The organism is Pantoea sp. EKM10T (assembly GCF_011800685.1).
In the GTDB taxonomy this organism is placed as follows: domain Bacteria; phylum Pseudomonadota; class Gammaproteobacteria; order Enterobacterales; family Enterobacteriaceae; genus Pantoea; species Pantoea agglomerans.
On the sequence record NZ_JAALEU010000001.1, the window covers coordinates 675,005 to 698,768 of the forward strand.

General features: G+C 55.3%; 21 protein-coding genes. 7 read left to right on the plus strand and 14 right to left on the minus strand.

Annotation, left to right across the window (positions count from 1 at the left end):
* Window position 1: 1 nt before the first annotated feature.
* Together phoQ and HFD95_RS03185 are read left to right on the plus strand one after the other, a co-directional pair.
* Complete coding sequence (gene phoQ, locus HFD95_RS03180; RefSeq protein ID WP_010669868.1) at window positions 2–1,462, plus strand: two-component system sensor histidine kinase PhoQ; 1,461 nt, start codon at window positions 2–4, stop codon at window positions 1,460–1,462.
* 57 nt (window positions 1,463–1,519) lie between these two features.
* Window positions 1,520–2,644 (plus strand): cupin domain-containing protein, encoded by a 1,125-nt coding sequence (locus tag HFD95_RS03185; protein WP_010246274.1) that lies wholly within the window; start codon window positions 1,520–1,522, stop codon window positions 2,642–2,644.
* A gap of 65 nt (window positions 2,645–2,709) precedes the next feature.
* On the opposite strand, the gene pepT is transcribed toward HFD95_RS03185, so the two are convergent.
* The 5 genes from pepT to lolC form a co-directional block, all read right to left on the minus strand.
* Window positions 2,710–3,939 carry a peptidase T gene (gene pepT, locus HFD95_RS03190; protein ID WP_010246276.1) on the minus strand — a complete coding sequence of 410 codons (1,230 nt, stop codon included), beginning with the start codon at window positions 3,937–3,939 and terminating at the stop codon, window positions 2,710–2,712.
* A 237-nt stretch (window positions 3,940–4,176) separates the two neighbouring features.
* Window positions 4,177–5,010, minus strand: a complete 834-nt coding sequence (gene cobB / locus HFD95_RS03195; protein WP_167429819.1) for a Sir2 family NAD+-dependent deacetylase — start codon at window positions 5,008–5,010, stop codon at window positions 4,177–4,179.
* A 146-nt stretch (window positions 5,011–5,156) separates the two neighbouring features.
* Window positions 5,157–6,401, minus strand: a complete 1,245-nt coding sequence (gene lolE / locus HFD95_RS03200) for a lipoprotein-releasing ABC transporter permease subunit LolE (protein WP_010669866.1) — start codon at window positions 6,399–6,401, stop codon at window positions 5,157–5,159.
* Entirely contained in the window at window positions 6,401–7,105 is a 705-nt protein-coding gene (lolD, locus tag HFD95_RS03205; protein WP_010246282.1) for a lipoprotein-releasing ABC transporter ATP-binding protein LolD, read from the minus strand. The genes lolE and lolD overlap by 1 nt, the downstream gene beginning before the upstream one ends.
* Window positions 7,098–8,297: a lipoprotein-releasing ABC transporter permease subunit LolC gene (lolC, locus tag HFD95_RS03210; RefSeq protein WP_022625850.1), complete on the minus strand. Its 1,200-nt coding sequence runs from the start codon at window positions 8,295–8,297 to the stop codon at window positions 7,098–7,100. The genes lolD and lolC overlap by 8 nt, the downstream gene beginning before the upstream one ends.
* Before the next feature lie 248 nt (window positions 8,298–8,545).
* On the opposite strand from lolC, the gene HFD95_RS03215 reads away from it, so the two are divergent.
* Both HFD95_RS03215 and mfd read left to right on the plus strand, forming a co-directional pair.
* A complete protein-coding gene (locus HFD95_RS03215; protein WP_003849845.1) occupies window positions 8,546–8,755 on the plus strand; it encodes a hypothetical protein in 210 nt (69 codons plus the stop codon).
* A gap of 228 nt (window positions 8,756–8,983) precedes the next feature.
* Window positions 8,984–12,427, plus strand: a complete 3,444-nt coding sequence (gene mfd / locus HFD95_RS03220) for a transcription-repair coupling factor (RefSeq protein WP_089414314.1) — start codon at window positions 8,984–8,986, stop codon at window positions 12,425–12,427.
* Window positions 12,428–12,572: 145 nt separating this feature from the next.
* On the opposite strand, the gene HFD95_RS03225 is transcribed toward mfd, so the two are convergent.
* Together HFD95_RS03225 and HFD95_RS03230 are read right to left on the minus strand one after the other, a co-directional pair.
* Window positions 12,573–13,115, minus strand: coding sequence for a glycine zipper 2TM domain-containing protein (locus tag HFD95_RS03225; protein WP_003849847.1), 543 nt, complete (start codon window positions 13,113–13,115; stop codon window positions 12,573–12,575).
* Between the two features lie 408 nt (window positions 13,116–13,523).
* Window positions 13,524–14,096: an Ail/Lom family outer membrane beta-barrel protein gene (locus tag HFD95_RS03230; protein WP_010246294.1), complete on the minus strand. Its 573-nt coding sequence runs from the start codon at window positions 14,094–14,096 to the stop codon at window positions 13,524–13,526.
* Window positions 14,097–14,915: 819 nt separating this feature from the next.
* Between HFD95_RS03230 and HFD95_RS03235 the strand changes: the two genes are divergently transcribed.
* Window positions 14,916–15,149 (plus strand): SymE family type I addiction module toxin, encoded by a 234-nt coding sequence (locus HFD95_RS03235; RefSeq protein WP_167429820.1) that lies wholly within the window; start codon window positions 14,916–14,918, stop codon window positions 15,147–15,149.
* A 176-nt stretch (window positions 15,150–15,325) separates the two neighbouring features.
* Here HFD95_RS03235 and HFD95_RS03240 read toward each other — a convergent pair whose 3' ends face one another.
* From HFD95_RS03240 to hinT, 7 genes are all read right to left on the minus strand, one after another.
* Entirely contained in the window at window positions 15,326–16,630 is a 1,305-nt protein-coding gene (locus tag HFD95_RS03240) for an NAD(P)/FAD-dependent oxidoreductase (protein WP_167429821.1), read from the minus strand.
* A 212-nt stretch (window positions 16,631–16,842) separates the two neighbouring features.
* The gene (gene ycfP, locus HFD95_RS03245) at window positions 16,843–17,385 is read right to left on the minus strand and encodes an alpha/beta hydrolase YcfP (protein ID WP_010246299.1); all 543 of its coding nucleotides are present in this window, start codon (window positions 17,383–17,385) and stop codon (window positions 16,843–16,845) included.
* Window positions 17,386–17,425: 40 nt separating this feature from the next.
* Window positions 17,426–18,466, minus strand: a complete 1,041-nt coding sequence (gene nagZ / locus HFD95_RS03250; RefSeq protein ID WP_033786532.1) for a beta-N-acetylhexosaminidase — start codon at window positions 18,464–18,466, stop codon at window positions 17,426–17,428.
* A gap of 39 nt (window positions 18,467–18,505) precedes the next feature.
* Window positions 18,506–19,288: a thiamine kinase gene (gene thiK, locus HFD95_RS03255; protein ID WP_132498751.1), complete on the minus strand. Its 783-nt coding sequence runs from the start codon at window positions 19,286–19,288 to the stop codon at window positions 18,506–18,508.
* A gap of 16 nt (window positions 19,289–19,304) precedes the next feature.
* Window positions 19,305–19,898 carry a penicillin-binding protein activator LpoB gene (lpoB, locus tag HFD95_RS03260; RefSeq protein ID WP_022625861.1) on the minus strand — a complete coding sequence of 198 codons (594 nt, stop codon included), beginning with the start codon at window positions 19,896–19,898 and terminating at the stop codon, window positions 19,305–19,307.
* A gap of 11 nt (window positions 19,899–19,909) precedes the next feature.
* The gene (locus HFD95_RS03265; RefSeq protein WP_010246307.1) at window positions 19,910–20,278 is read right to left on the minus strand and encodes a YcfL family protein; all 369 of its coding nucleotides are present in this window, start codon (window positions 20,276–20,278) and stop codon (window positions 19,910–19,912) included.
* A 20-nt stretch (window positions 20,279–20,298) separates the two neighbouring features.
* Window positions 20,299–20,649 (minus strand): purine nucleoside phosphoramidase, encoded by a 351-nt coding sequence (hinT, locus tag HFD95_RS03270; protein WP_009090851.1) that lies wholly within the window; start codon window positions 20,647–20,649, stop codon window positions 20,299–20,301.
* A gap of 358 nt (window positions 20,650–21,007) precedes the next feature.
* On the opposite strand from hinT, the gene HFD95_RS03275 reads away from it, so the two are divergent.
* Together HFD95_RS03275 and HFD95_RS03280 are read left to right on the plus strand one after the other, a co-directional pair.
* A complete protein-coding gene (locus HFD95_RS03275; RefSeq protein WP_010246312.1) occupies window positions 21,008–22,606 on the plus strand; it encodes an MFS transporter in 1,599 nt (532 codons plus the stop codon).
* A gap of 3 nt (window positions 22,607–22,609) precedes the next feature.
* The gene (locus HFD95_RS03280) at window positions 22,610–23,749 is read left to right on the plus strand and encodes a glycoside hydrolase family 105 protein (protein ID WP_022625863.1); all 1,140 of its coding nucleotides are present in this window, start codon (window positions 22,610–22,612) and stop codon (window positions 23,747–23,749) included.
* Window positions 23,750–23,764 lie beyond the last annotated feature (15 nt).

Genomic DNA, 23,764 nt, shown 5'->3' on the forward strand with positions numbered 1-23,764 from the left:
CATGTCCTGGTTTAATCGTTATCGCCCTATTTCGCTGCGCGCCCGCTTTCTGCTGGCCTCCGCAGCGATAGTCCTCTTCCTCTCACTCTCCTACGGCATGGTGGCGGTGATTGGCTATGTGGTCAGTTTCGATAAAAACACCTATCGCGTAATGCGCGGCGAGAGCAACCTGTTCTTTACGCTGGCGCAATGGCATGACAACAAACTCACCATCGCCCAGCCGGAACGGATGACGCTCAACTTCCCGACGCTGGTGTTTATTTACGATGAGCACGGCAAACTGTTGTGGCAGCAACGCGACGTGCCAGAGATCCGCAAGAAGATCCGCCGTGAATGGCTGCTGAAGCCTGACTTCTACGAGATTGATACCAGTAACCGTACCAGCATGGTGGCAATGGGCAATAACCTGAATGCTCAGCAACGGCTCAACGACTGGGACAATGACAGCAACGATACCTTTACCCATTCGGTCGCCGTTAACCGTTACGATGCCACCACGAATCTGCCCGCGCTCACCATTGTGGTGGTCGACTCTATCCCGCAGGAGTTGCAGCATTCTGATGTGGTCTGGTCGTGGTTCAGCTATGTGCTGGCGGCCAACCTGATACTGATCATTCCGTTGCTGTGGCTGGCGGCGCACTGGAGTCTGCGGCCGATTGGCGCGCTGACGCAGCAGGTGCGCGAACTGGAGACCAGTCAGCGCGAAAATCTGGCGGATAATCCGCCGCAGGAACTGCGCAGTCTGGTGCGTAACCTCAATCTGTTGCTGACCAATGAGCGACAACGCTATACCCGCTATCGCACCACGCTTTCAGACCTGACCCACAGTCTGAAAACGCCGCTGGCCGTGTTGCAGAGCACCCTGCGCTCGCTGCGCAACGGCAAGGAACTGACGGTGGAACAGGCTGAGCCGGTGATGCTGGAGCAGATTAGTCGAATCTCGCAGCAGGTCGGTTATTATCTGCATCGCGCCAGTATGCAGGCCGATCACAATCCGCTGCAGCGCGATCTGCATTCCGTTTCCGGTCTGCTCGACAAGCTCTGCTCAGCCCTGAATAAAGTCTATCAGCGTAAAGGCGTGGCGATTTCGCTGGATATCTCACCGGAGCTGACCTTTGTTGGCGACCAGAATGACTTTATGGAAGTACTGGGCAACGTGCTCGATAACGCCTGCAAGTACTGCCTGGAATTTATCGAAATCAGTGCTTTTCAGAGCGAAAATGCACTCCATCTCTATATTGACGATGATGGTCCGGGCATTCCCGAGAGTAAGCGCGATTTAGTGTTTGTCCGGGGTCAGCGCGCCGATACCCTGCGTCCCGGTCAGGGACTGGGTCTGGCGGTGGTGCGCGATATTCTTGAGCAATATGAGGGCAACGTCATCGCCTCCAGCAGTGCACTCGGCGGAACACGCATGGAAGTGGTCTTTCAGCGCCAGGAAGTCGAACATCGCCGCGAGTAGAAAACCCTCAGGGCTGTTATACTTGCTGGCATTTACAGCCCTAAGCGGAACCCTTTTATGGACTATCAGCTCGATATTAACTGGCCCGATTTTATTCAGCGTTACTGGCAGAAACGCCCGGTAGTGCTGAAGCGTGGTTTTAAAAACTTTGTCGATCCTCTTTCACCGGATGAACTGGCCGGTCTGGCGATGGAAAACGAGGTGGATAGCCGCCTGGTCAGCCATCAGGATGGCAAATGGCAGGTCAGCCACGGCCCGTTCGAGAGCTATGATCATCTGGGTGAAAACAACTGGTCGCTGCTGGTACAGGCGGTCAATCACTGGCATGAAGCCTCTGCCGCACTGATGCGCCCTTTCCGTTTCCTGCCTGACTGGCGTGTTGATGACCTGATGGTGTCGTTTGCCGTGCCTGGCGGCGGCGTCGGTCCCCATTTTGATCAGTATGATGTCTTTATTATTCAGGGTGCCGGTCGCCGTCGCTGGCGCGTCGGTGAAAAGGTGCCGCTGAAGCAGCACTGTCCGCATCCGGATCTGCTGCAGGTTGAGCCATTCGACGCCATCATCGATGAAGAGATGGAGCCGGGTGATATTCTCTATATTCCGCCGGGGTTCCCGCATGAAGGCTACTCGCTGGAAAACGCCCTGAACTACTCCGTGGGTTTCCGTGCCCCCAGCGGACGCGAGTTAATCAGCGGCTTTGCGGATTACGCGCTGGCTAATGAGCTGGGCAGCCTGCGCTTCAGCGATCCGGATGTGCCTGCACGTGATTGCCCGTCGCAGATTCTGCCGCAGGAGATTGAAGGCGTACGTCAGTTGATGCTGGATGTGGTCAATCAGCCGGAGCAGTTCGCTCAGTGGTTTGGCGAATTCATTTCCCAGTCACGTCACGAACTCGATGTCGCGCCACCGGAACCGCCTTACCAGCCTGATGAAATTTATGATGCGCTGCAACAGGGCGATACCCTGAGCCGGTTAGGTGGCCTGCGTGTCCTGACGATTGGCGATGCGGTCTATGTCAACGGTGAGCGGGTTGAGTGTTCACATCCCGATGTAATGGCGGTACTGGCGCGCCACTATCGCATCACACTGGACGATCTGGGGGATGCGCTGGATGACCCGTCGGTACTGGCGCAGATCGCTGATCTGGTCAATGCCGGTTACTGGTACTTCGGCGACGAATAATCTGAGATGATACTGAATCAGGCTCTCTTGCCGCCGTGGCAGAGAGCCTTTTTTGTGCCTGCAGGTTAATTCTTCTTCTGCGCCGCCAGTTCTGACAGCCGCACAATCACTTCCACCGATTTCGCCATGATATTCAGCGAAGCAAACTCATGCTTGCCGTGATAGTTATAGCCACCGGTAAAGATGTTCGGGCAAGGCAGCCCTTTCCACGACAGCGCCGATCCATCCGTACCGCCGCGAATCGGTTTCACTACCGGCTCTATGCCGCAGTCACGCATCGCCTGTAAAGCCAGTTCGATGATGTGCGGGAACGGCTCCACTTTTTCACGCATGTTGCGATAGCTGTTGGTGATCTCGACAGTGACCGAACAGTCCGGGTGCAGGGTTTTATTGATCTCTGCGGCAATCTGCAGCAGCGTCTGTTTACGCTGTTCGAAACTCTCCGTTTCGAAGTCACGAATGATATAGAGCATCTCGGCGTGTTCAACGCTGCCTTTGATCTGATGCAGATGATAGAAGCCCTGATAGCCGTCAGTATATTGCGGTTTTTCGCTGGCCGGGACCGCGGCATGAAACTGGTTTGCCAGATCCAGCGCATTGACCATCACCCCTTTGGCGGAGCCAGGGTGCACGTTGTTACCGACGATTTTGACGGTGGCCGAAGCAGCGTTGAAGTTCTCATATTCGAACTCCCCTAAATCACTGCCATCAATGGTGTAGGCCCAGTCAGCGGCAAAGCCTTCCACATCAAAGTGAGAAGTGCCACGACCAATCTCTTCATCGGGCGTAAAGGCAACGCGGATCGCACCGTGCGGCGTATCGCTCGCAGCCAGTTGCGCCATTGCCGTCATAATCTCGGCGATACCCGCTTTATCATCCGCGCCCAGCAGAGTTTTGCCATCGGTAGTAATCAGCGTATGCCCAATCAGCTTGTGCAGCACCGGGAACATCACCGGCGAGAGAATTTCGTTGCCGTTACCCAGCGCAATGTCTCCGCCGCGGTAATTTTCAATGATCTGCGGATTCACATGTTTCGCCGTAAAGTCTGGCGAGGTATCCATGTGAGAGATGAAACCGATGACTGGCGTCGGCCAGTCAACATTGGCGGGCAGCGTGCCCATGACGCAACAGTGATCGCTTAAGGAGACATCGACAAAACCCAGTGCCAGCAACTCCTCCTGCAGCTGACGCGCCAGCGTCCACTGCCCTTCACTGCTGGGCACCTGGCGCGCCTGCGGCTTAGCCTGTGTCTCAACGGCCACATAACTTAAAAAGCGCTCAAGTAACTGTTCCATATCCCATCCTTTAAAAGTGCCATCCGGTATTATTAACAGACCAGCCGGTTACAACGTTGCGTAAAATCATTCGCAGACAGGTTAGCGCTGTCGATAACCTTTGGGAAAGCAATAAGCCCGAAAAAAACGGCTGATTACGAGATTGTTGCGGCAAACCTCGCAATGTTGATAAGCACCGGGCGGCTGGAATCAGCATGATGGACAAAAAAATGGCGAGGCGGCCATAGCCGCCCCTGCTTACTTATAAAGCGCGCGCAGCAGCTTATGCACAAACTCCGGCACCACTTCGCTCGCCAGGCCGTAATGCCGCTCGGCAAATTCGTTGCCCACCTGGCTTGGCTCCAGGTTCAGCTCAACAGTATGCGCGCCCTGCAGTTTGGCTTCATGGACAAAACCCGCTGCCGGATAGACATGGCCTGAGGTGCCGATAGCGATAAAGTAATCGGCCTGTTCCAGCGCATGATAAATCTGCTCCATGCCCAGCGGCATCTCACCAAACCACACTACGTGCGGCCGCAGCGCCGAAGGGAACTGACAGCAGGTGCAGCGATCGTCCGGCGTGATATCACCGGTCCACTCAATGACCTGACCGCTGGTGACACAGCGCACTTTTAGCAGTTCACCGTGCATATGCAGCACCCGGCTGTTTCCGGCACGTTCATGCAGATTGTCGATGTTTTGCGTGACCAGCAAAAAGTTATCGCCTAATACCTGTTCCAGCTCCGCCAGCGCCAGATGGGCCGCGTTAGGCTGAATCTCTGCCTCCTGCAATTGCTGGCGGCGCGAATTGTAGAAGCGCTGCACCAGCGCGGGATCGCGCTGAAATCCTTCGGGCGTCGCAACATCTTCAACGTGGTGCTCTTCCCACAGGCCGTCAGCGGCGCGGAAGGTCCGGATGCCGGACTCCGCTGAGATGCCTGCGCCGGTCAGCACGACAACATGCGGCTGAGGATGGGCGGCCAGTTCGGCCTGACGATCGCGCTCAAATATGCGCTGGCGAAAGCGCTGATGCACTTTTCTCCGGGTTTTCTTCAGGCGGGCAAGTCGTATGCGGCGACGTGGTGTACGCATAAAATCTCCTGGCGTAGCAGCTGCGGCGAGCCGCTCTAAACAGATTCCGGGTTAACATCACCCGATAGTAACGGTTGCTGAGGGCCGCGCCCAACAGCAAAGGTCTTAAACAGATGCGGCGCGAAAAGGATTCGCGCCGCATTTTTTCACTGACCGCTTAATACCCGAGCCGGGTCAATGCGGCTGGCGCGTCTGGCGGGATACCAGCTCGCCAGCAGGCTCAGCAGAATCGCGGTAATCAATACTGAGAACACATCAATCCAGTGCAGTTCCGACGGCAGGAAATCAATGAAGTAGATATCACCCGCCAGCAGATGATGACCGGTAACCGACTCCAGCCCGCGCACCAGTGAGGTCAGATTCAGCGCCACCAGCACGCCCGCGACCACGCCGCTGACGCTGCCCAGCAAGCCTGCCAGCAAACCGTACCAGATGAAGATGGCGCGGATCAGCCGGTCTTTAGCACCGAGGGTACGAAGCACCGCAATGTCACTGCTCTTATCCTTCACCGCCATCACCAGCGTTGAGACGATGTTAAAGCAGGCGACGCCAATCACCAGCACCATCGCCAGATACATGATGGCGCGGATCATCTGAATGTCGCGGTACATATAGCCGTAGGTGCCAATCCAGCTCTTGATGTAGACGTAGGAACGGGTCGCTTCACCGGCATCCCGCACCAGTTTGACCGCCTGGAACGGGTCGGTCATCTTCAGGGCGATGCCGGACACGCTGTCACCCATCTCCAGATAGTGCTGCGCATCGGCGAGAGGCACCAGCGCCAGGCTGTGATCGAGCATGCCGCTCAGTTGCAGAATACCGCTGACCTGAAGCCGGATACGTTTAGGCTGAAGCAGTTTGTTATCACCATCGTTGTTGGGGATCATGATGGTGATCCAGTCGCCCTGCTTCACGTTCAGCGATTTAGCAATGCCGCCGCCCAGAATGATCTGCTGCTTACCGGCGGCAAAAGAGGACCAGCCGTTATCTGCCACAAACTGTGGCAGGGCGCTGAGGCGCGGCTCCTGTGCCGGATCAACGCCCTTTACCTGCAGCGCTTCCAGCCGGGCGCCGCTCTCAATCAGGCCGGTGAAGTTAACATAAGGCGCCGCCGCCGCAATGCCGGGCACCTTTTCAATCGGGGCAATCATCGACTGCCAGTGCTGGAACGGCTGATTGACCGCCTCGATCTCGCCATGCGGCACTACCGCCAGAATACGGTTGTTCAGCTCACGCTCAAAACCATTCATGGCGCTCAGACCGATAATCAGCACTGCCACGCCCAGCGCAATACCGATGGTAGAGATCACCGAAATCAGCGACACCATGCCGCCACGACGGCGGCCCCGGCTAAAGCGCAGGCCCAGCAACAGGGATAACGACGAACCCATTACACCGCTCCTGCCATGGTGAGCTGATCGCTTAACTGACCATCACGCATCTCCATCTGACGCGTCATGCGTTTTGCCAGCATCAGATCGTGGGTCACCACCAGAAACGCGGTGCCCTGACGCACGTTCAGTTCGCCCAGTAATTCAAAAATGGCGTCGGCGTTGCGCGCATCAAGGTTACCGGTTGGCTCATCCGCCATCACCAGCCGTGGGCGGTTAACCAGCGCCCGGGCAATCGCCACGCGCTGGCGTTCGCCGCCTGACAGTTCTGAAGGCCGGTGCGCGGCGCGATGGTCCAGCCCGACCGCGGCCAGCATCTCACGGGCGCGATCCTGTGCTTCTGTTTTAGCCGTTTTGCCAATCAGCAGCGGCATCGCCACGTTCTCCAGCGCGCTGAAGTCCGGCAGCAGATGGTGGAACTGATAGATAAAGCCCAGCTCGCGGTTACGCAGCTCCGCTTTGGCCGACGAGGACATCGCATTCAGTGACTGGCCATCAAACACCACGTCGCCCGATGTCGGTGCATCCAGGCCGCCGAGCAGATGCAGCAGCGTACTTTTACCGGAACCGGAGCTGCCGACAATCGCTGTCAGTTCACCGGGCTGGAGGCTGAAAGCCACATTGCGCAGCACATCGGTCTGCACGCTGCCTTCCTGATAGCGTTTGCACAGGTCGCGGCACTGCAACAAAGGAGTGTTACTCATAACGTAAAGCCTCAGCAGGTTGAACGGCGGCAGCGCGCCACGAAGGATAGAGCGTAGACAACAGCGCCACAATCATGGCGCTGAGGGCGATGGTGACCACCTGCCACACATTAATATCAACCGGCAATGCGGCACCATCAAGGAACAGGCCAATCACCGGCATTAAGTTGTTGAGCTGGCTGGCCAGCAAGACACCGAGCAGCGTGCCGAGCAGCGTGCCGATAATGCCGGCGCTGGCACCCTGCACCATAAACACCGCCACTATTTGCCGGCGCGTCAGGCCCTGGGTTTGCAGGATCGCCACTTCGCCCTGCTTCTCCATGATCAGCAAGCCTAACGAAGTGATGATGTTAAAGGCAGCCACGGCGATGATCAGGCTCAGCAGCAGGCCCATCATGTTCTTCTCCATACGCACCGCCTGGAAGAGATCGCCTTTGCGCTCACGCCAGTCTTTCCAGACCAGGCCCGCAGGCAGCGTCTGCTGACTCAGACTGTCGACCGACAGCGGTTTATCCAGCCACAGTCGCCAGCCGGTAATGTTACCGGCCGGATAGCGCATCACGCGCGACGCATCCTGAAGATTGACCAGAATCTGATAACCATCGACTTCGCTGTTAGCGGCATAGGTGCCCGCTACGGTAAACAGACGCTGACTTGGCACGCGCCCCATCGGGGTGAACTGGCTGACCGACGGCACCATCAGACGCAGCTGATCGCCACGTTTTACGCCAAGCTGGGATGCCAGCTGTTCGCCAAGGATGACATTATACTGCCCGGCCTGCAGCACGCTCTGCCGGGTATTGACCAGGAAAGGGGTAAGCGGATCTTTTTCAGCCGGCTCAATGCCCAGCATCACGCCAACGGAGACGCTGTGCGGGCTTTGCAGCACCACATTGGCGGTGGTCAGCGGCGCGATACGGCTGACACCCTGCAGATTCAGGGAGCTGGCGGGTTGCTGTTGTGGATTGAGACTGCCTTTGTCGCTGGTGATCAGCGCCTGAGGCATCAGGCCAAGAATATTGCCTTCGAGTTCACGCTCAAAACCGTTCATCACCGATAACACGGTGACCATCGCCAGCACGCCGAGCGTAATGCCAATCGTTGAGAGCCAGGAGACAAAGCGACCGAAGCGATCCGATGCTCGTCCGCGCATATAACGCAGACCGATAAATAGCGCGACAGGTTGATACATGGAATCCAGTAAGCCGTTGCCTGAAAATAGGTAGTGGGATGATAAAGGAGCGGCTGGCTTTATGAAACCTCTAACCCTCTGAGTCGGCAGCAAAGTTGCATCCGGATGCGTCACTTTACGTGCCAAAGCAGCGGAATAGCCGATAAAGCCGCCGCTTATTGGCTGATTATTCAGCGCTCAGGGGGGTAGACTACAATCAGTACCATGATCACAGGTGATTTATTGCCGGGCAGTATGAGGTAGCGACCATGTTGAAATTTCCCAAAGGCAGCATCGTTAAACATAAATCCGGGGAGATCAGAGGCGAAATCATCAACGTCTTTGAGCAGGGAAACGCACCAGCCGGCTACTACGTTAAGTGGGACGACGGTAACCTCAGCTATCATCCTGAGCAGGAGTTATCCTGGGCGAATATCGACCGCCCACGCATGCATTACACACAGCAATCCATAAAATAAAATGCCCGTTTAACCCCGTCGCTGCATGGCGACGGCGGTTTTTTCTGATCCCTTGCCAGACTCCGTCTATCCTCTCTTTATCCGCACGATTACCGCTGACGCCCGGTAATGGCTGACCGATCCCCTGGTTCAGCGCGGCGCGGCAGGAAAATTGTGCCGCAGAGGTGATCCCCCTGACATAATATGGAATGATTACGTCCTGGAAAAATGGAGCAACCCCGAGATCCCATGCCCGAACAGACTCGTTATACCCTGCCCGTTAAATCCGGCGATCACCGTCAGCTCGGCCAGCTCATAGGCGCGGCGCACGCGGTGGAGTGTGCCAGCATTACCGAACGACATGCTGGTCCGGTGTTAATGATTACACCCGATACCCAAACCGCTCTGCGTCTGCTGGATGAAATCCGCCAGTTTACCGATCTGCCGGTGGCGCACCTTGCCGACTGGGAAACGCTGCCCTACGACAGCTTTTCGCCGCATCAGGATATTATCTCCGCCCGCCTGTCGACCCTCTACCAGCTGCCGGTGATGCAGCGCGGTATGCTGATCATGCCGGTCAACACCCTGATGCAGCGCGTCTGCCCGCACAGTTTCCTGCACGGTCATGCGCTGGTGATGAAGCAGGGGCAAAAACTGTCACGCGACCGGCTGCGCGACCAGCTTGAGCAGGCCGGTTATCGCCATGTCGATCAGGTGATGGAGCACGGTGAATACGCCACGCGCGGCGCCCTGCTCGATCTGTTCCCGATGGGCAGCGATCAGCCCTACCGCATCGACTTTTTCGATGATGAGATCGACAGCCTGCGCCTGTTCGATGTCGACAGTCAGCGCACGCTGGAAGCGGTCCCCGAAATTAACCTGCTGCCTGCGCATGAGTTTCCCAGCGACAAAGCCGCCATTGAGCTGTTCCGCAGCCGCTGGCGTGAAACGTTTGATGTGCGCCGTGAGTCGGAGCATGTCTATCAGCAGGTCAGCAAAGGCACGTTGCCAGCGGGCATCGAATACTGGCAGCCGCTGTTTTTTGAGCAGCCGTTACCCAGCCTGTTCAGCTATCTGCCGGATAATACCCTGATTGTGAACTGCGGCGATCTTGAAGGCAGCGCCAGCCGCTTCTGGCAGGATGCCGAGGCGCGTTATGAAAATCGCCGCGTTGATCCGATGCGTCCACTGCTGGAACCGGCCACCCTGTGGCTGCGTCCGGATGCATTAATGGGGGAGCTGAAAGCCTGGCCGCGCATCCAGATGACCAATGAGGTGCTGCCCGCCAAAGCCGCGAATACCAACCTCGGTTATACCCCGCTGCCTGATCTGACCGTTCAGGCGCAGGCAAAAGCGCCGCTGGATCATCTGCGTCAGTTTATTGAGACCTTCAGCGGCACCGTGGTCTTCTCGGTCGAAAGTGAAGGCCGCCGTGAGAGCCTGCAGGATCTGCTGGCCCGGATTAAACTGCGTCCTCAGCCGGTGCACCGCTTCGATGAGACCGGCGAAGAGCGTTTCCGACTAATGATCGGCGCCAGCGAGCGCGGTTTTATTGATACCCAGGGCAACCGGGCGCTGATTTGCGAAAGCGATTTGCTGGGCGAACGCGTCAGCCGTCGCCGTCAGGATACCCGTCGCACTATCAATCCGGACATTCTGATCCGTAACCTGGCGGAGCTACATCCCGGCCAGCCGGTGGTGCATCTGGAACACGGTGTGGGTCGTTATATCGGCCTCACCACGCTGGAAGCCGGCGGCATTGAGGCGGAATACCTGATGCTCTCCTACGCCAACGACGCCAAACTTTATGTGCCGGTTTCATCGCTGCACCTGATCAGCCGCTACGCGGGCGGTGCCGACGATAATGCACCACTGCACAAACTGGGCAGCGATGCCTGGTCACGCGCACGGCAGAAAGCGGCTGAGAAAGTGCGTGATGTGGCGGCTGAACTGCTGGATATCTATGCTCAGCGCGCCGCCAAAACCGGCTTTGCCTTTAAGCATAATCGCGAGCAGTATCAGCTGTTCTGCGAAAGCTTCCCGTTTGAAACCACCCCGGACCAGGCGCAGGCGATCAACGCGGTGCTGAGTGATATGTGCGAGCCGCTGGCGATGGACCGTCTGGTGTGCGGCGACGTTGGTTTCGGTAAAACCGAAGTGGCCATGCGCGCGGCGTTTCTGGCGATTGAGAACCATAAACAGGTGGCCGTACTGGTGCCGACCACCCTGCTGGCACAGCAGCATTACGACAACTTCCGCGATCGCTTCGCCAACTGGCCGGTTCGCATTGAGATGCTTTCCCGTTTCCGCACTGCCAAAGAGCAGACGCAGGTGCTGGAACAGGCCAGCGATGGCAAGATCGACATCTTAATCGGCACCCATAAGCTGCTGATGAGCGATCTCAAATGGCACGATCTTGGTCTGCTGATTGTCGATGAAGAGCACCGTTTCGGGGTGCGTCACAAAGAGCGCATCAAGGCGATGCGCGCCGATGTGGACATTCTGACGCTGACCGCAACGCCAATCCCTCGCACCCTGAATATGGCCATGAGCGGCATGCGCGATCTCTCGATCATCGCCACGCCACCTGCCCGCCGTTTAGCGGTGAAAACCTTTGTCCGTGAATTTGACGATCTGGTGATCCGCGAAGCGATCCTGCGTGAGGTTCTGCGTGGCGGACAGGTCTACTATCTCTACAATGACGTTGAAAATATCGAGAAAGCGGCGCAGCGTCTCAGCGAACTGGTGCCGGAAGCGCGTGTCGCGATTGGCCATGGTCAGATGCGTGAGCGTGATCTGGAACGGGTGATGAACGATTTCCACCATCAGCGTTTTAACGTGCTGGTCTGTACCACCATTATCGAAACCGGTATCGACATTCCGACCGCCAATACCATCATCATTGAGCGGGCCGATCACTTTGGCCTGGCGCAGCTGCATCAGCTGCGTGGTCGCGTCGGGCGTTCACATCATCAGGCTTATGCCTGGCTGTTAACGCCGCATCCGAAGTCAATGACCGCCGATGCGCATAAGCGGCTGGAGGCGATCGCTTCACTGGAAGATCTGGGAGCCGGTTTTGCCCTGGCAACGCATGACCTGGAGATTCGCGGTGCTGGCGAACTGCTGGGTGATGAGCAGAGCGGACAGATGGAGACGCTGGGCTTCACGCTTTATATGGAGCTGCTGGAGAATGCGGTCGAGGCGCTGAAAGCGGGTCGCGAGCCGTCACTGGAAGATCTCACCAGCAACCAGACCGAGGTGGAGCTGCGGATGCCCGCCCTGCTGCCCGAGACCTTTATCCCGGATGTCAGTACCCGTCTTTCACTCTATAAACGCATCGCCAGCGCGGAGGCTGAAGAGGAGTTGCAGGAGCTGAAGGTTGAGATGATCGACCGCTTTGGCCTGCTGCCCGATCCGGCGCGTAATCTGCTGGATGTGGCGATTATCCGGCTGAAAGCCCGCGCTGTCGGTCTGCGTAAGATCGAAGCCAGCGACAAAGGCGGTTATTTCGATTTTGCGCCGAAGAACAACGTGGATCCGGCATGGCTGATAGGCCTGCTGCAGAAAGAGCCTCAGCAGTGGAAGCTGGATGGGCCGACGCGACTGCGGTTTACCCGTGAGCTATCGGAAAGAAAGGTGCGGCTTGAGTGGGTGCAGGGCTTCGTTTCGCAACTGGCTCAGCGGCAGGCGTAACACCCTGCCCGTGCGTTGGTGATCTAACCGGTAAAACGCCGGTTAGTTTGCCGCAAAAAAAAGGCGCATCCTGAGATGCGCCTTTTTCATTACTGCTGTATCACGTTGTGCTGTGTGGCCGCGTGAGCGGCAAAGCTTTGCCCAATTACGCCTGATCGCCGTTGAGAACCAGCTGACCATTGCGATCCAGTGGAATACGCGTGCCGGGGTCATTTTCCATACGGATTTTACCCTGCTGATCGCCTATTTTATAGGTCACGTCATATCCCAGTTTTTTCTCTTGTTTGTCGTAAACGGTTTTGCAGCGCTGTTCGGTTGTGGTGTAGGTATCCCGATCCTGCAGTCCGCCCTGGACCTGATTACCGGCATAACCACCCGCTACCGCACCTGCTACTGTCGCCACATCTCTGCCGCGACCGCCACCAAACTGGTGACCCAGCACTCCACCTGCCACTGCACCTAATACAGACCCGGCAAGACGGTTTTCATCCTGCACGGCCCGACGGTGAGTCAAAGTGACATTACGGCACTCCTGACGAGGCTGTTTAATGCTCTCTTTGATTGGCGTTGCAGACAGTACCTGAGCATATTGAGGACCGCGATCAAACACGTTCATGCCTGCTACGGCTGCAACACCCAGAGCTGCTGCCACACCAATACCGATACCCGCTAACATTGATTTATTCACAGGAAGTTCCTCCTGAAAAGTGTTACCGCGCAATCCTGCTGCTAAAGCATCCTCGTTAACTGAGGTATAACCGGCGTGCGCGACGCGCCGTGTTTGTTGAGATGAAGTTTTACAGATGGACCGAAAATGCAACATCAGATAAATGGAGGAAATTGGTCACTTTGCTATCAGGACCAGTTTTTAGGAGAGTTCTGAGGCTGGAAAGCCGCACTGACAGTTTCAGGGAATTATGGATAATAATAGTAGAATCAATCAGCTAATAATAACTAATCGGAAGTAAAGCCGGCAGTCACGTTATCAGTTTGCACATGAAAACATTTAAAGCAAATTCGCCGTCTGCCCCTCACTTACCCGGCGCAGGAATAAATAACCCCAGCCAGACGGCCGGGGTTACAGGCTTCAGGCAACTTAGAAACGATAGCCAACGCCGATGTTAAAACCATTGATGGCAACATCTTCGTTATATTTTACGCGAGTACCTTCATATCCAACACTCACAGAGAGATTGCTGATAGGATTAACCACGACACCCGCACCGTAGGCAAAGGATGTTTTGCTTTCGCTGTAAGAACCCGAATACTGTGCGTACTGTGACTGGTAATTGGCTTTATCTTCTACTTTGGTACGCGCGACCCCAATTAAGCCGTAGAAACTGACATAGTCATTAATACGGTATGCCGGACCCGCCATCAGGGAATAATATTTCGCTTCAATTTTTTCATTATATTTCTCAAGACCGTCAAAATAATCATTCTGCTCGGAATAACTGTCATCGCCTTTCATGTAGCTGAATGAGCCAATCACACTGAGAGGAGAATTCCATTCATAGCGATACTGAACATTGACACCGCGGATGTTTTTAAAGTCTTCAACTTTGCTTTGCGCATAACCAACCGAGACCGTGTGATTATCAGCCAGTGCATTGCTGCCCACGAGCAGACCGCCACACAGTAATGCCAGCATCGTCATTTTAGAAGTCATGTAATTAATTCCTTTTCATAATTTAACATTATTTCCCTGCGCTTAACGCAGGACTTCGTTCCCTGAATCACCAATACCCGACGGACAGGATAATTTTTTATCTATCCGCCTGTATCGGACAGGAATTTCATGTAGCGCTCCGCGCCTGATGTTCAGATCGGTCGGAGAGCATCTATTCATACCCGGATTTTTTAAAACAGGCTGGCCTGAGTCAATGTGAAACTTAAACGCCAGCCTTATTAAATGGCACTTCGGCCATTTAATTTAGGTTAAGTAAAGAATTTAACCACAGGACTCATCCTGGCGGTTAGTTATCAATCAATTCTTAATGGCACTATTAGACCAAAAAGAATTAGAGGTATCAAGACCGAGTTGCCATAAAAAAGCCAAACCCCTGAAAACCATTACGGCACATACATCCAGAAAATTATCCTGCCTTATACAATCCATTAACGCAGATTATTAACTGACCTGTATATCCATAACCCATTAAAAGATTAAGTTACAGTTCTATTTAAACCTCTCTGAATAAATGAAGGTATTCGGAAAGATAACATCTGCATTTTTCCAAGAAGCGTTACTTTCAAGCTGACTGCGAAGAAAAAATGAACGAAAGCCAGACCGGAGAAAAACTATCTGTTTTCAGAGACAGCTCGCAATTTATTACTCAGCTTTCAGCGAGTTTACGTGGCAGGAGGTGTATATTTAAACAGGTAAAAACAGAACAGGAAGCACATAACGAGAGATTTTTTAGCGCGGACTGAAGGTGGTGGAACACCAACAGCCCGCTGACCACCACCAACTGATAAGGAGTTGATTATGGCTGACACGCATCATAAGTCAGGGACCCGCACGTCCACAACCGCCGCTGGTGAATCGCGAGCACATTATTACAGAGTGGGATACCGGCCTAATAGGGGCCAGCCGAACCCACTGCCGCAGCTCACCATTAAAGGCCGCTGGCTGGAAGCGCTGGGATTTACGACCGGGCAGAAGATCGAGGTGATCACCGGGCCGGGAAAGCTGCTTATCCGGCTAGCGAATGAAGGATAATTGACTGACCTGTAAAGTAAAATCCCGGCATTAAGGCCGGGATTTCTTATTAATCATCATACAGGAAACTGATGTTTAATTTGTCTTAATGTGTGACCCTCAAGGACATAAAAAAAGCCCCCTCTGAATCGAATCGAGGAGGCTTACCATTAATTAGCCAGCGTTATTGCTGTTGCTTAGTGCAGCTTCAGCCGGGGACGAATAACCCGGTTAATACTGCCGACCAGCATCATCAGCCCGGTTTTGAAGTAGCCGTGCAGCGCAATCTGGTGCATACGGTAAAGCGAGATGTAGACAAAGCGCGCGATGCGCCCTTCCACCATCATTGAGCCACGCATCAGGTTGCCCATCAGGCTGCCGACCGTACTGAAGCGGGAGAGCGATACCAGCGAGCCATGATCTTTATAGACATAGGCTTTCAGCGGCTTACCGTGACGCTGCGCCAGGATGTTTTCCATGGCGCGTGAAGCCATCTGATGCGCTGACTGGGCGCGTGGTGGTACAAAACCGCCGCCCGGCAAGGCGCAGGAGGCGCAGTCGCCAATCGCGTAGATGTCATCGTCCAGCGTGGTTTGCAGCGTCTCTTTGACCACCAGCTGATTGATGCGGTTGGTTTCCAGTCCGCCAATCTCTTTCAGGAAGTCGGGTGCTTTAATCCCAGCCGCCCAGACCATCAGATCGGCTTCGATAAACTCACCGCCTTTGGTATTCAGGCCATTACGCTCGGCGCTGGTGACCATGGTCTGCGTCAGCACGCGAACGCCCAGCTTGGTCAGCTCCTGATGTGCCGCAGCAGAGATGCGTGGTGGCAGTGCCGGCAGGATACGTTCACCCGCTTCAACCAGCGTCACATTCAGCGCTTCGCGTCCCAGGCCTTTGAAGCCGTAGCTGTGCAGCTGTTTCACCGCGTTGTGCAATTCAGCTGACAGCTCAACGCCTGTTGCCCCGCCGCCCACGATGGCGATGTTAACTTTCTCGACCCGGCCTTCGCTGGCGGAGAATTTCAGGAACAGGTTGAGCATTTCGTTATGGAAACGACGCGCCTGATACGGATTATCCAGGAAGATGCAGTGATCTTTGACGCCTGGCGTACCGAAATCATTCGAGGTGCTGCCCAGCGCCATTACCAACTGGTCGTAGGCCACTTCACGCTGTGGCACCAGCACTTCGCCCTGCGCATTCAGCACTTCGGCCAGGCGGATCACTTTTCGGGTGCGATCGATATCGGTGAGCGAACCCAGCTGGAACTCAAAACCGTGATTGCGGGCATGAGCCAGATAGCTCAATGCATCAATGCCTTCGTCCATTGAGCCGGTCGCCACTTCGTGCAGCAGCGGCTTCCACAAGTGACTGTGGTTACGATCAACCAGGATAATCTCGGCCTTCTTTTTACGACCCAGTTTATGGCCCAGCTGCGTGGCCATTTCCAGGCCGCCCGCTCCCCCTCCGACAATAACAATTTTCTTAACAGACGTAGTCAACAAAGACCCCCTCAAATTGTGAACCAAAAGTTAACCAAAGGTTAAATTAAACCTTAAGAAACATAGGGTTGGCGAAGTTAAAATCGCAATCTGCTGGGAGAATAGCATGGCGGGAAGAGGAGAACATAAGAATATTGATATACATCAAAGCGGGAAAATAAAACTCAGATAATTACGTAATAAAAACAGGCACCTTGCGGTGCCTTTGCTGCTTAACCTAATGTTTTAAAAGCTTTTATCCGCTTAAGATGTGGGGATATATTTTTGAATTTGTGCCCTTCCGTCTCATCCCAGACAATTTCATAAAACGGATGCAGCTGGTCAGCAATGTGCTGGCTGTCGAGCGCCTCATCGTGACGGGAGAGAATGGCCAGACAGCGGTCACGATTACGCTCGCGAAAATCGCTGACGCACTTCGTTGCGATATCCTGATACTCCTCCGGCCGGTCGATCTTCCCTTCCATGTTCGCCTGCGGCGAGAGGTTGGGATTAAAAATCACCTGCCGGATGCCGCACAGAAATCCAATGCGCTCTGACCAGAAGCCGCCCAGTCCGACGCCGCAAATCAGCGGCCGGTCGTCGTCAGAAAGCGTCAGCATCTTATCGGTCTCTTTTAGCAGAAACTGCATGTCATGTTTGGGATGGCGGGTGCTGTAACTGATCAACCTGACGTCAGGATCGATAAATTGCAGTTGCAGCACTTTTTCGTGATTGCCCGGACTGTTGGAATCAAAACCGTGCAGATAGATGATCATGATAATCCTCAAGGTAGTGATAGCGCCGGGCAGTCACTGCTTACCACGACGCCTTATGAGCCAGCCAGCGTTCCTGAAGCGCACTCAGTTGCTGAGCATTATTTTTCCAGCGATGCGTTCCCCGCAGTTCATCGCGGGTAAACCTGCCCTGATGATACAGCTGTGTAACCCGCTCTGACCCGACCGGGATCAGGTTATCCAGTACACTGATGGCGCCCTGACGCTGATTGCAGACCAGAATCATGTCACAGCCCGCGGAAAGAGACTGCTGCGCCCGCTCAGGATAGCTGCCCATCACCGCAGCGCCCTCCATCGACAGATCGTCGGAGAAAATAATACCGTCAAAGCCCAGTTGCTTACGCAGCACGGTTTTAAGCCAGTATGGCGAACCACTGGCGGGCAGCGGATCAACTTCGGAGTAGATGACGTGTGCGGGCATGATGGCGTCCAGTGCCTGTTCGGTAATCAGCTTGCTGAAGATTGCCATGTCATGCTCACGCAGCGTCTTTTCGTCCCGCGGATCGCGTGGGGTCTCTTTATGCGAATCCGCACTCACCGCACCGTGACCCGGAAAATGTTTGCCCGTAGTCTTCATGCCCGCCTCGTGCATCCCGGCAATAAAGCGGCGGGCGACGTCAAGGGCGATGGCCGGATCGGCATGGAAAGAACGGTCGCCAATCGCGGCGCTGATATGACCAATATCGAGTACCGGCGCAAAGCTGATATCAATATCCATGGCGATCATCTCGGTCGCCATTTGCCATCCCGCCTGTTGCGCCAGTTCACCGGCGGTATCCAGGTCGTGCAACGCAGCAAAAGATTGCATGGCAGGCAGTTGGGTGAAGCCGTCACGGAAACGCTGCACGCGACCGCCCTCCTGATCCACCGCCACTACCAGCCGGGTGTGAGAGGCGGCGCGGATCTGCCGCACCAGCTCAGCCAGCTGTGCGGGATCATGATAATTTCGGGCAAATAAAATTAAACCGCCCACCAGCGGATGCTGCAGGATGTCGCGCTCTTCGCCATCCAGTTCATAACCCTCGACGTCAAGCATCAGGGGGCCGGGTAAATCTGATCTCATATCATGAATCCTGTAGCGAAACGCACCTGCGTAACGCGATTAAATCTGTTCCCAGCTCTGTCGAGCCAGCTGTTGTAATGTGTCGTCATCACGCTGACCGGCACGGAGCTGATACCAGCTGGCCATCAGCAACTGCAGCCAGGGCTGCCAGCGTCTGACCTGCTGCACCAGCGCGGTAAGCGGCAACTGCATCGCCGCGGCATACTCAGCCAGCCACTCGGCCTGGTGCTGCGGATCGCTGGCACAGACAGCCGCCAGCTCCAGCGCCACGTCGCCATCGGCGGCATACTCCCAGTCGATCAGACGCAGACCTTCGGGACCTTGTATGACATTTCCGGCATGCAGATCCATGTGCAGCGGAGCCAGCCGCAGCGGGTGAGGTTCACCCTGCTGCGTCAGACGTCTGAGCGCCCGCAACCAGCGGTGATGCCGCTGTGGAGTGAGCTGCCAGTAGCGCCATAACAGCGGCAACAACTGCAGACGATAGCCGGTCAGCGGCTGCTGATGCAGCTGCTGTAGCAGTGCCACGATCTGTGGACGCTGCTGGCTGAAACGGTGTTCATCCAGCGCTTCGCCTGCGCACCAGGTCATGATAATCCCCTGACGATGGCCCGCCACGGGCTGCGGTGCCACTCCGCTGGCTTGCAGTTTGCGTAACAGACGGAATTCGCGCTGCCGATCCACAAACGGAATAACCGGTTGCGGTGCCGCCCGCGCGATAAAAGTTCCGCGCGGGCTGACAATCTTCTGGCTATGCCCGGTCAGACCGGCCAGCGGGATAAAGGATGTCTTTTCTGGTTCGCCGGTGACCTGCTGAATCATCCGCTGGAAAGCGGGATTAATTCTGTGCAATGCCGTTGCCGGACCAGATGATCTCGCCTGTCTGAACCAGCATCAGTTGCATTTGCAGCGTCGGCGCTTTGACATCGCCACGCGCGTTGCTGTAGAGCACATACTGAGCATTAACGTTACGCGCCAGGCCAATCGCTTTACTGCGCGAGTTCAGGCTGTCATCCGGCGATAATCCCAGCGTCTGCTTGGCCTGCGCCAGTTGGTCAGCAGAAACCAGGGTGAATTTGCCGTTGTTATTCAGCGCATTCTGGATAGCTGCCGTCGCTTTCTCGCTTTGCAGCGCACCGTTGGTGCTGTTTTTAACCCGATCCACCAGCAACACGCTGCCCGGCTCGGCGCTGGCGGCCTGTAACATCTGTGCCACCAGCGGCTGAACGCTGGCATCCCAGTTGATAGTGACCAGTTTCGGTGGCTGCGGCACAGGCTGCGGTTGCGGCACCGGTTCAGGTTGTGGAACGGGCTGCACCGGCTCCACAGGCTGAGTCGGTTCAACCGGTGCAGGCTGCTGCTGTTTCACGACACAGCCGGTCAGAATGAGCGCCATCAGTAGCGCTCCGGTACGATTAACACTGCGTATCACGTAGAAAATCCTTAAAGATAGAGATAAAGACGAACCTTGCTGGCCGTCAGGTTACCCAGTTGCGAAGTGGCGATAATGCTGCCCTGCGCCGGAACGGTAACGGTCTGCGCCGGTTCCTGCGGGGTGATTTCCAGCCCTTTGTCGTCATACCAGTAGTAACGATAGTGCACAACAACCGGTGTTTCGCGCTGATTATAGAGCACGCTGGTGGCACGCTTCAGTCCATCGTTCTCATCCAGCGTCGGTTCATCGGTAATGATCCCTGCCGACAACACAGAGGACTCCATCACCAGCGACTGTGACGTATTGATCATCGGTTTTTCACTGCTGCAGGCCGTCAGGCAGAGCAGGATCGGCAGGCCAGTCAGCCAGGATCGCATAGCACGCTTCCGTTATCAGGTCAGTTAGAGAGCATCGGTCCCAGCGGTTCACCGCCCAGCAGATGCATATGAATGTGATAAACCTCCTGACCACCATGTTGATTGCAGTTCACAATCAGACGATAACCATTTTGATCGATACCTTCCTGACGGGCGATTTTCGCCGCGGTAGTAAACATACGTCCCAGCGCATGCTCATGCGCCGCTTCCGCCTCGTTGACCGTTGGGATCAGCACATTCGGCACGATTAAAATATGGGTCGGCGCTTTGGGCGAAATGTCGCGGAAGGCAGTGACCAGCTCATCCTGATAAACCACATCAGCGGGGATTTCGCGGCGGATAATTTTACTAAAAATGGTTTCTTCTGCCATGGTGCAATTCCTTTAGCCTGAGTCTTAATCAATCAGTATGCGGGAGAAATTTGTTTTCTTTCAACCTCAGGACCACTTTTCTTGCATTGTTCGCCTGCCTTTGCAGCAGCACCCTCTCTCCGTAACCCGCACGCTGTTCAGAATGCTAACAACGCCCCTGCCACACCAGAAAATGAAACGCTGTTTTATAAATTAGAATTTCGCCACCCTTTTCTTTGTATGACTGCCACTTCAGCGCCAGCACTTGCCAAATTGCGAAGGTTTAGCCGCCCCGTCAGTTCTACTTTGCTAACCAGTCCGGGTGAGATGACCGGCGTCACCAGGGATAAACCGCCATAAACATCAAGGAGCATCAGACATGCGCTCACGTAAAATTGGTCTTGGCCACTATCTGGCCTACGGTTCCGGAGATTTTCTTGGAGCAGGCACCACGGCGCTGACCGCCGCCTGGTTGCTCTATTTTTACACCACCTTTTGTGGGTTAACCCCGATTCAGGCCACGCTGATCTTTGCCGCTGCCCGCGTGCTGGATGCGATAGTCAGTCCGCTGATGGGCTTTCTGACCGATAACTTCGGTTCGACCTGGCTGGGCAAACGCTTTGGCCGCCGCAAATTCTTTATCCTGCTCGGCATACCCTCTGTATTCAGTTATAGCCTGATGTGGCTCAGCGACATGAGTTTCTGGTGGTATCTCTGCACGTATCTGCTGTTTGATATCGTCTACACCATGATCCTGGTGCCGTATGAAACGCTGGTGCCGGAAATGACCGACGATTTCAAACAGAAAACCCGCTTCTCCGGTGCCCGCATCGGCCTGGCACAGCTGTCGGCCATTCTGGCTGCCTTTTTACCCGGTATTTTGCTGGGTATGCTGGGCAAAGATAATCCTCTCTCCTTCTTCTACGCCAGCCTGGTGTTTTCGGTAATCTGCGCGCTGGTGCTGACGCTGGTGTGGTGTTTTACCTGGGAGCGTCACCCCGATGACTTTTCCGCCGAGTCACGCCGTGCAGAACAGGAAAAGCAGCAGCTGACGCTGATGCAGAATCTCAAACGGCTCTATGTCGAGCTGGCTTCAACCTTACGCATCCGCATCTTCCGCCAGCACCTTGGCATGTACCTCGGCGGCTATATCGCCCAGGATGTGTTTAACGCCGTCTTTACCTGGTATGTGGTATTTGTGCTGATGCAGAGCGCTCAGGTCGCCTCCAGCCTGATGGGCACCATGGCGGTGCTGCAGTTTATTGCCGTGATGGCGATGATTCCGCTCTGCATCCGTATGGGACCTGCGCCCGCCTACCGTCTGGTGGCTGTGCTGTTTGGCCTTGCGGCGCTCTCCTACGCTGGATTGTGGTATGCCGGAATGAACGACAACATGTCACTGCTGTTGGTGATCTCCGCCCTGGCAGGTCTGGGACGTGGCGGCATCAACTATGTGCCATGGAACACCTATACCTATATCGCCGATGTGGACGAGGTGATCACCGGACAGCGCCGTGAAGGAATTTTTGCCGGCATCATGACCCTGACGCGAAAAGCGTCGCAGGCTGGGGCAGTCATGCTGGTCGGTATCGTGCTTCAGCTCTCCGGCTTTGTCTCTGGCCAGGCGACCCAGGTACCCGGCGTCAGCCACACTATCCTGGCGATTCTCAGCGTCGGTACCGTGGCCGTGCTGGCCTGCGGCTTTATCGTGTCACTGCGCTTTAAACTTAATCTGCAGACCCACACTGTGCTGCGTCAGGAGACGCTGAAGATGCGCGACGCAGGCCGCATCGTGCCGGAAAGCATCACGCCGGAAGCACGCGGAATTGTAGAAACGCTGGCTGGCATGCCTTACGAAAATCTTTGGGGCAACAACAACATTGGCTTCCTTAATCGTAATAAGCCAGCGCCGGAAAAATTGTCCGCACATCCCACTTTAAACCCTTCTTTAAACCCGACCTTAAAACGACAGGAATAAACCATGACTGTATTTCCCGTTAAACACAGCAAATTATTGTGCCAGCCCGAGCATCTATTGCCACGCAGCGAACTGGTACAGCTGATTCAAAAGCTGACACAGAATCTGGTTAACATCACCGATGAGACAGGCGAATTTTTATTACGGCTGGACGATGGCCGGGTGATTGATACCAAAGGCTGGGCGGGTTGGGAATGGACACACGGCATCGGTCTGTATGGCATGCTGCACTACTATCAGCAGACCGGTGACCAGCAGACGCTGGCCATTATTGATGAGTGGTTTACGCAGCGTCTGGCGGAAGGCACGCCGACCAAAAATGTGAATACCGTTTGTCCTTTTCTGACGCTGGCCTACCGTTACGAAGAGACCGGCAACCCGGCCTGGGTGCCGGTGCTGGAGCGCTGGGCAGAATGGGTCATGTATGAGATGCCGCGTACCGAACAGGGCGGCCTGCAGCACATTGTCTATAACAACGAAAACCCGCAGCAGCTCTGGGACGATACGCTGATGATGAGTGTAATGGCGCTGGCGAAAATTGGCCAGTTGCTGAAGCGCGATGAGTGGATTGAAGAAGCGAGTTATCAGTTCCTGCTGCACACCCAGTTTCTGATGGATCGCAAAACCGGCTTATGGTTCCACGGCTGGAACTTTGACGGTCGCCATAACTTTGCTGATGCACGCTGGGCGCGCGGTAACAGCTGGGTGACGATTGTCATTCCCGACTTCCTGGAGATGATGAACTGGCCTGAGCATCACGCTACCCGCCGTTTTCTGCAGCAGGTGCTGGAGACCCAGGTTAAAGCACTCAGGGAGTGTCAGCACAGCAGCGGATTGTGGCACACCCTGCTTGATGATCCGCACAGCTACCCGGAAGCCTCCGCCACCGCCGGGTTTGCCTATGGCATTCTGAAAGGGGTTCGCAAGCGTTATCTGCCCGCGGAGTATCGCGAGGTGGCAGAAAAAGCGTTGCGCGGCGTGATTGCCAATATTGATGACGATGGCGAGTTAAAACAGGTCTCCTTTGGAACCGCAATGGGCAAGGATCTGGATTACTACCGCACGGTTCCTCTGACCTCGATGCCCTACGGCCAGGCGATGGCCCTGCTCTGCCTGACAGAGTATCTGCGCGTTTACCTCTGAATCCCGGCCAAAAAA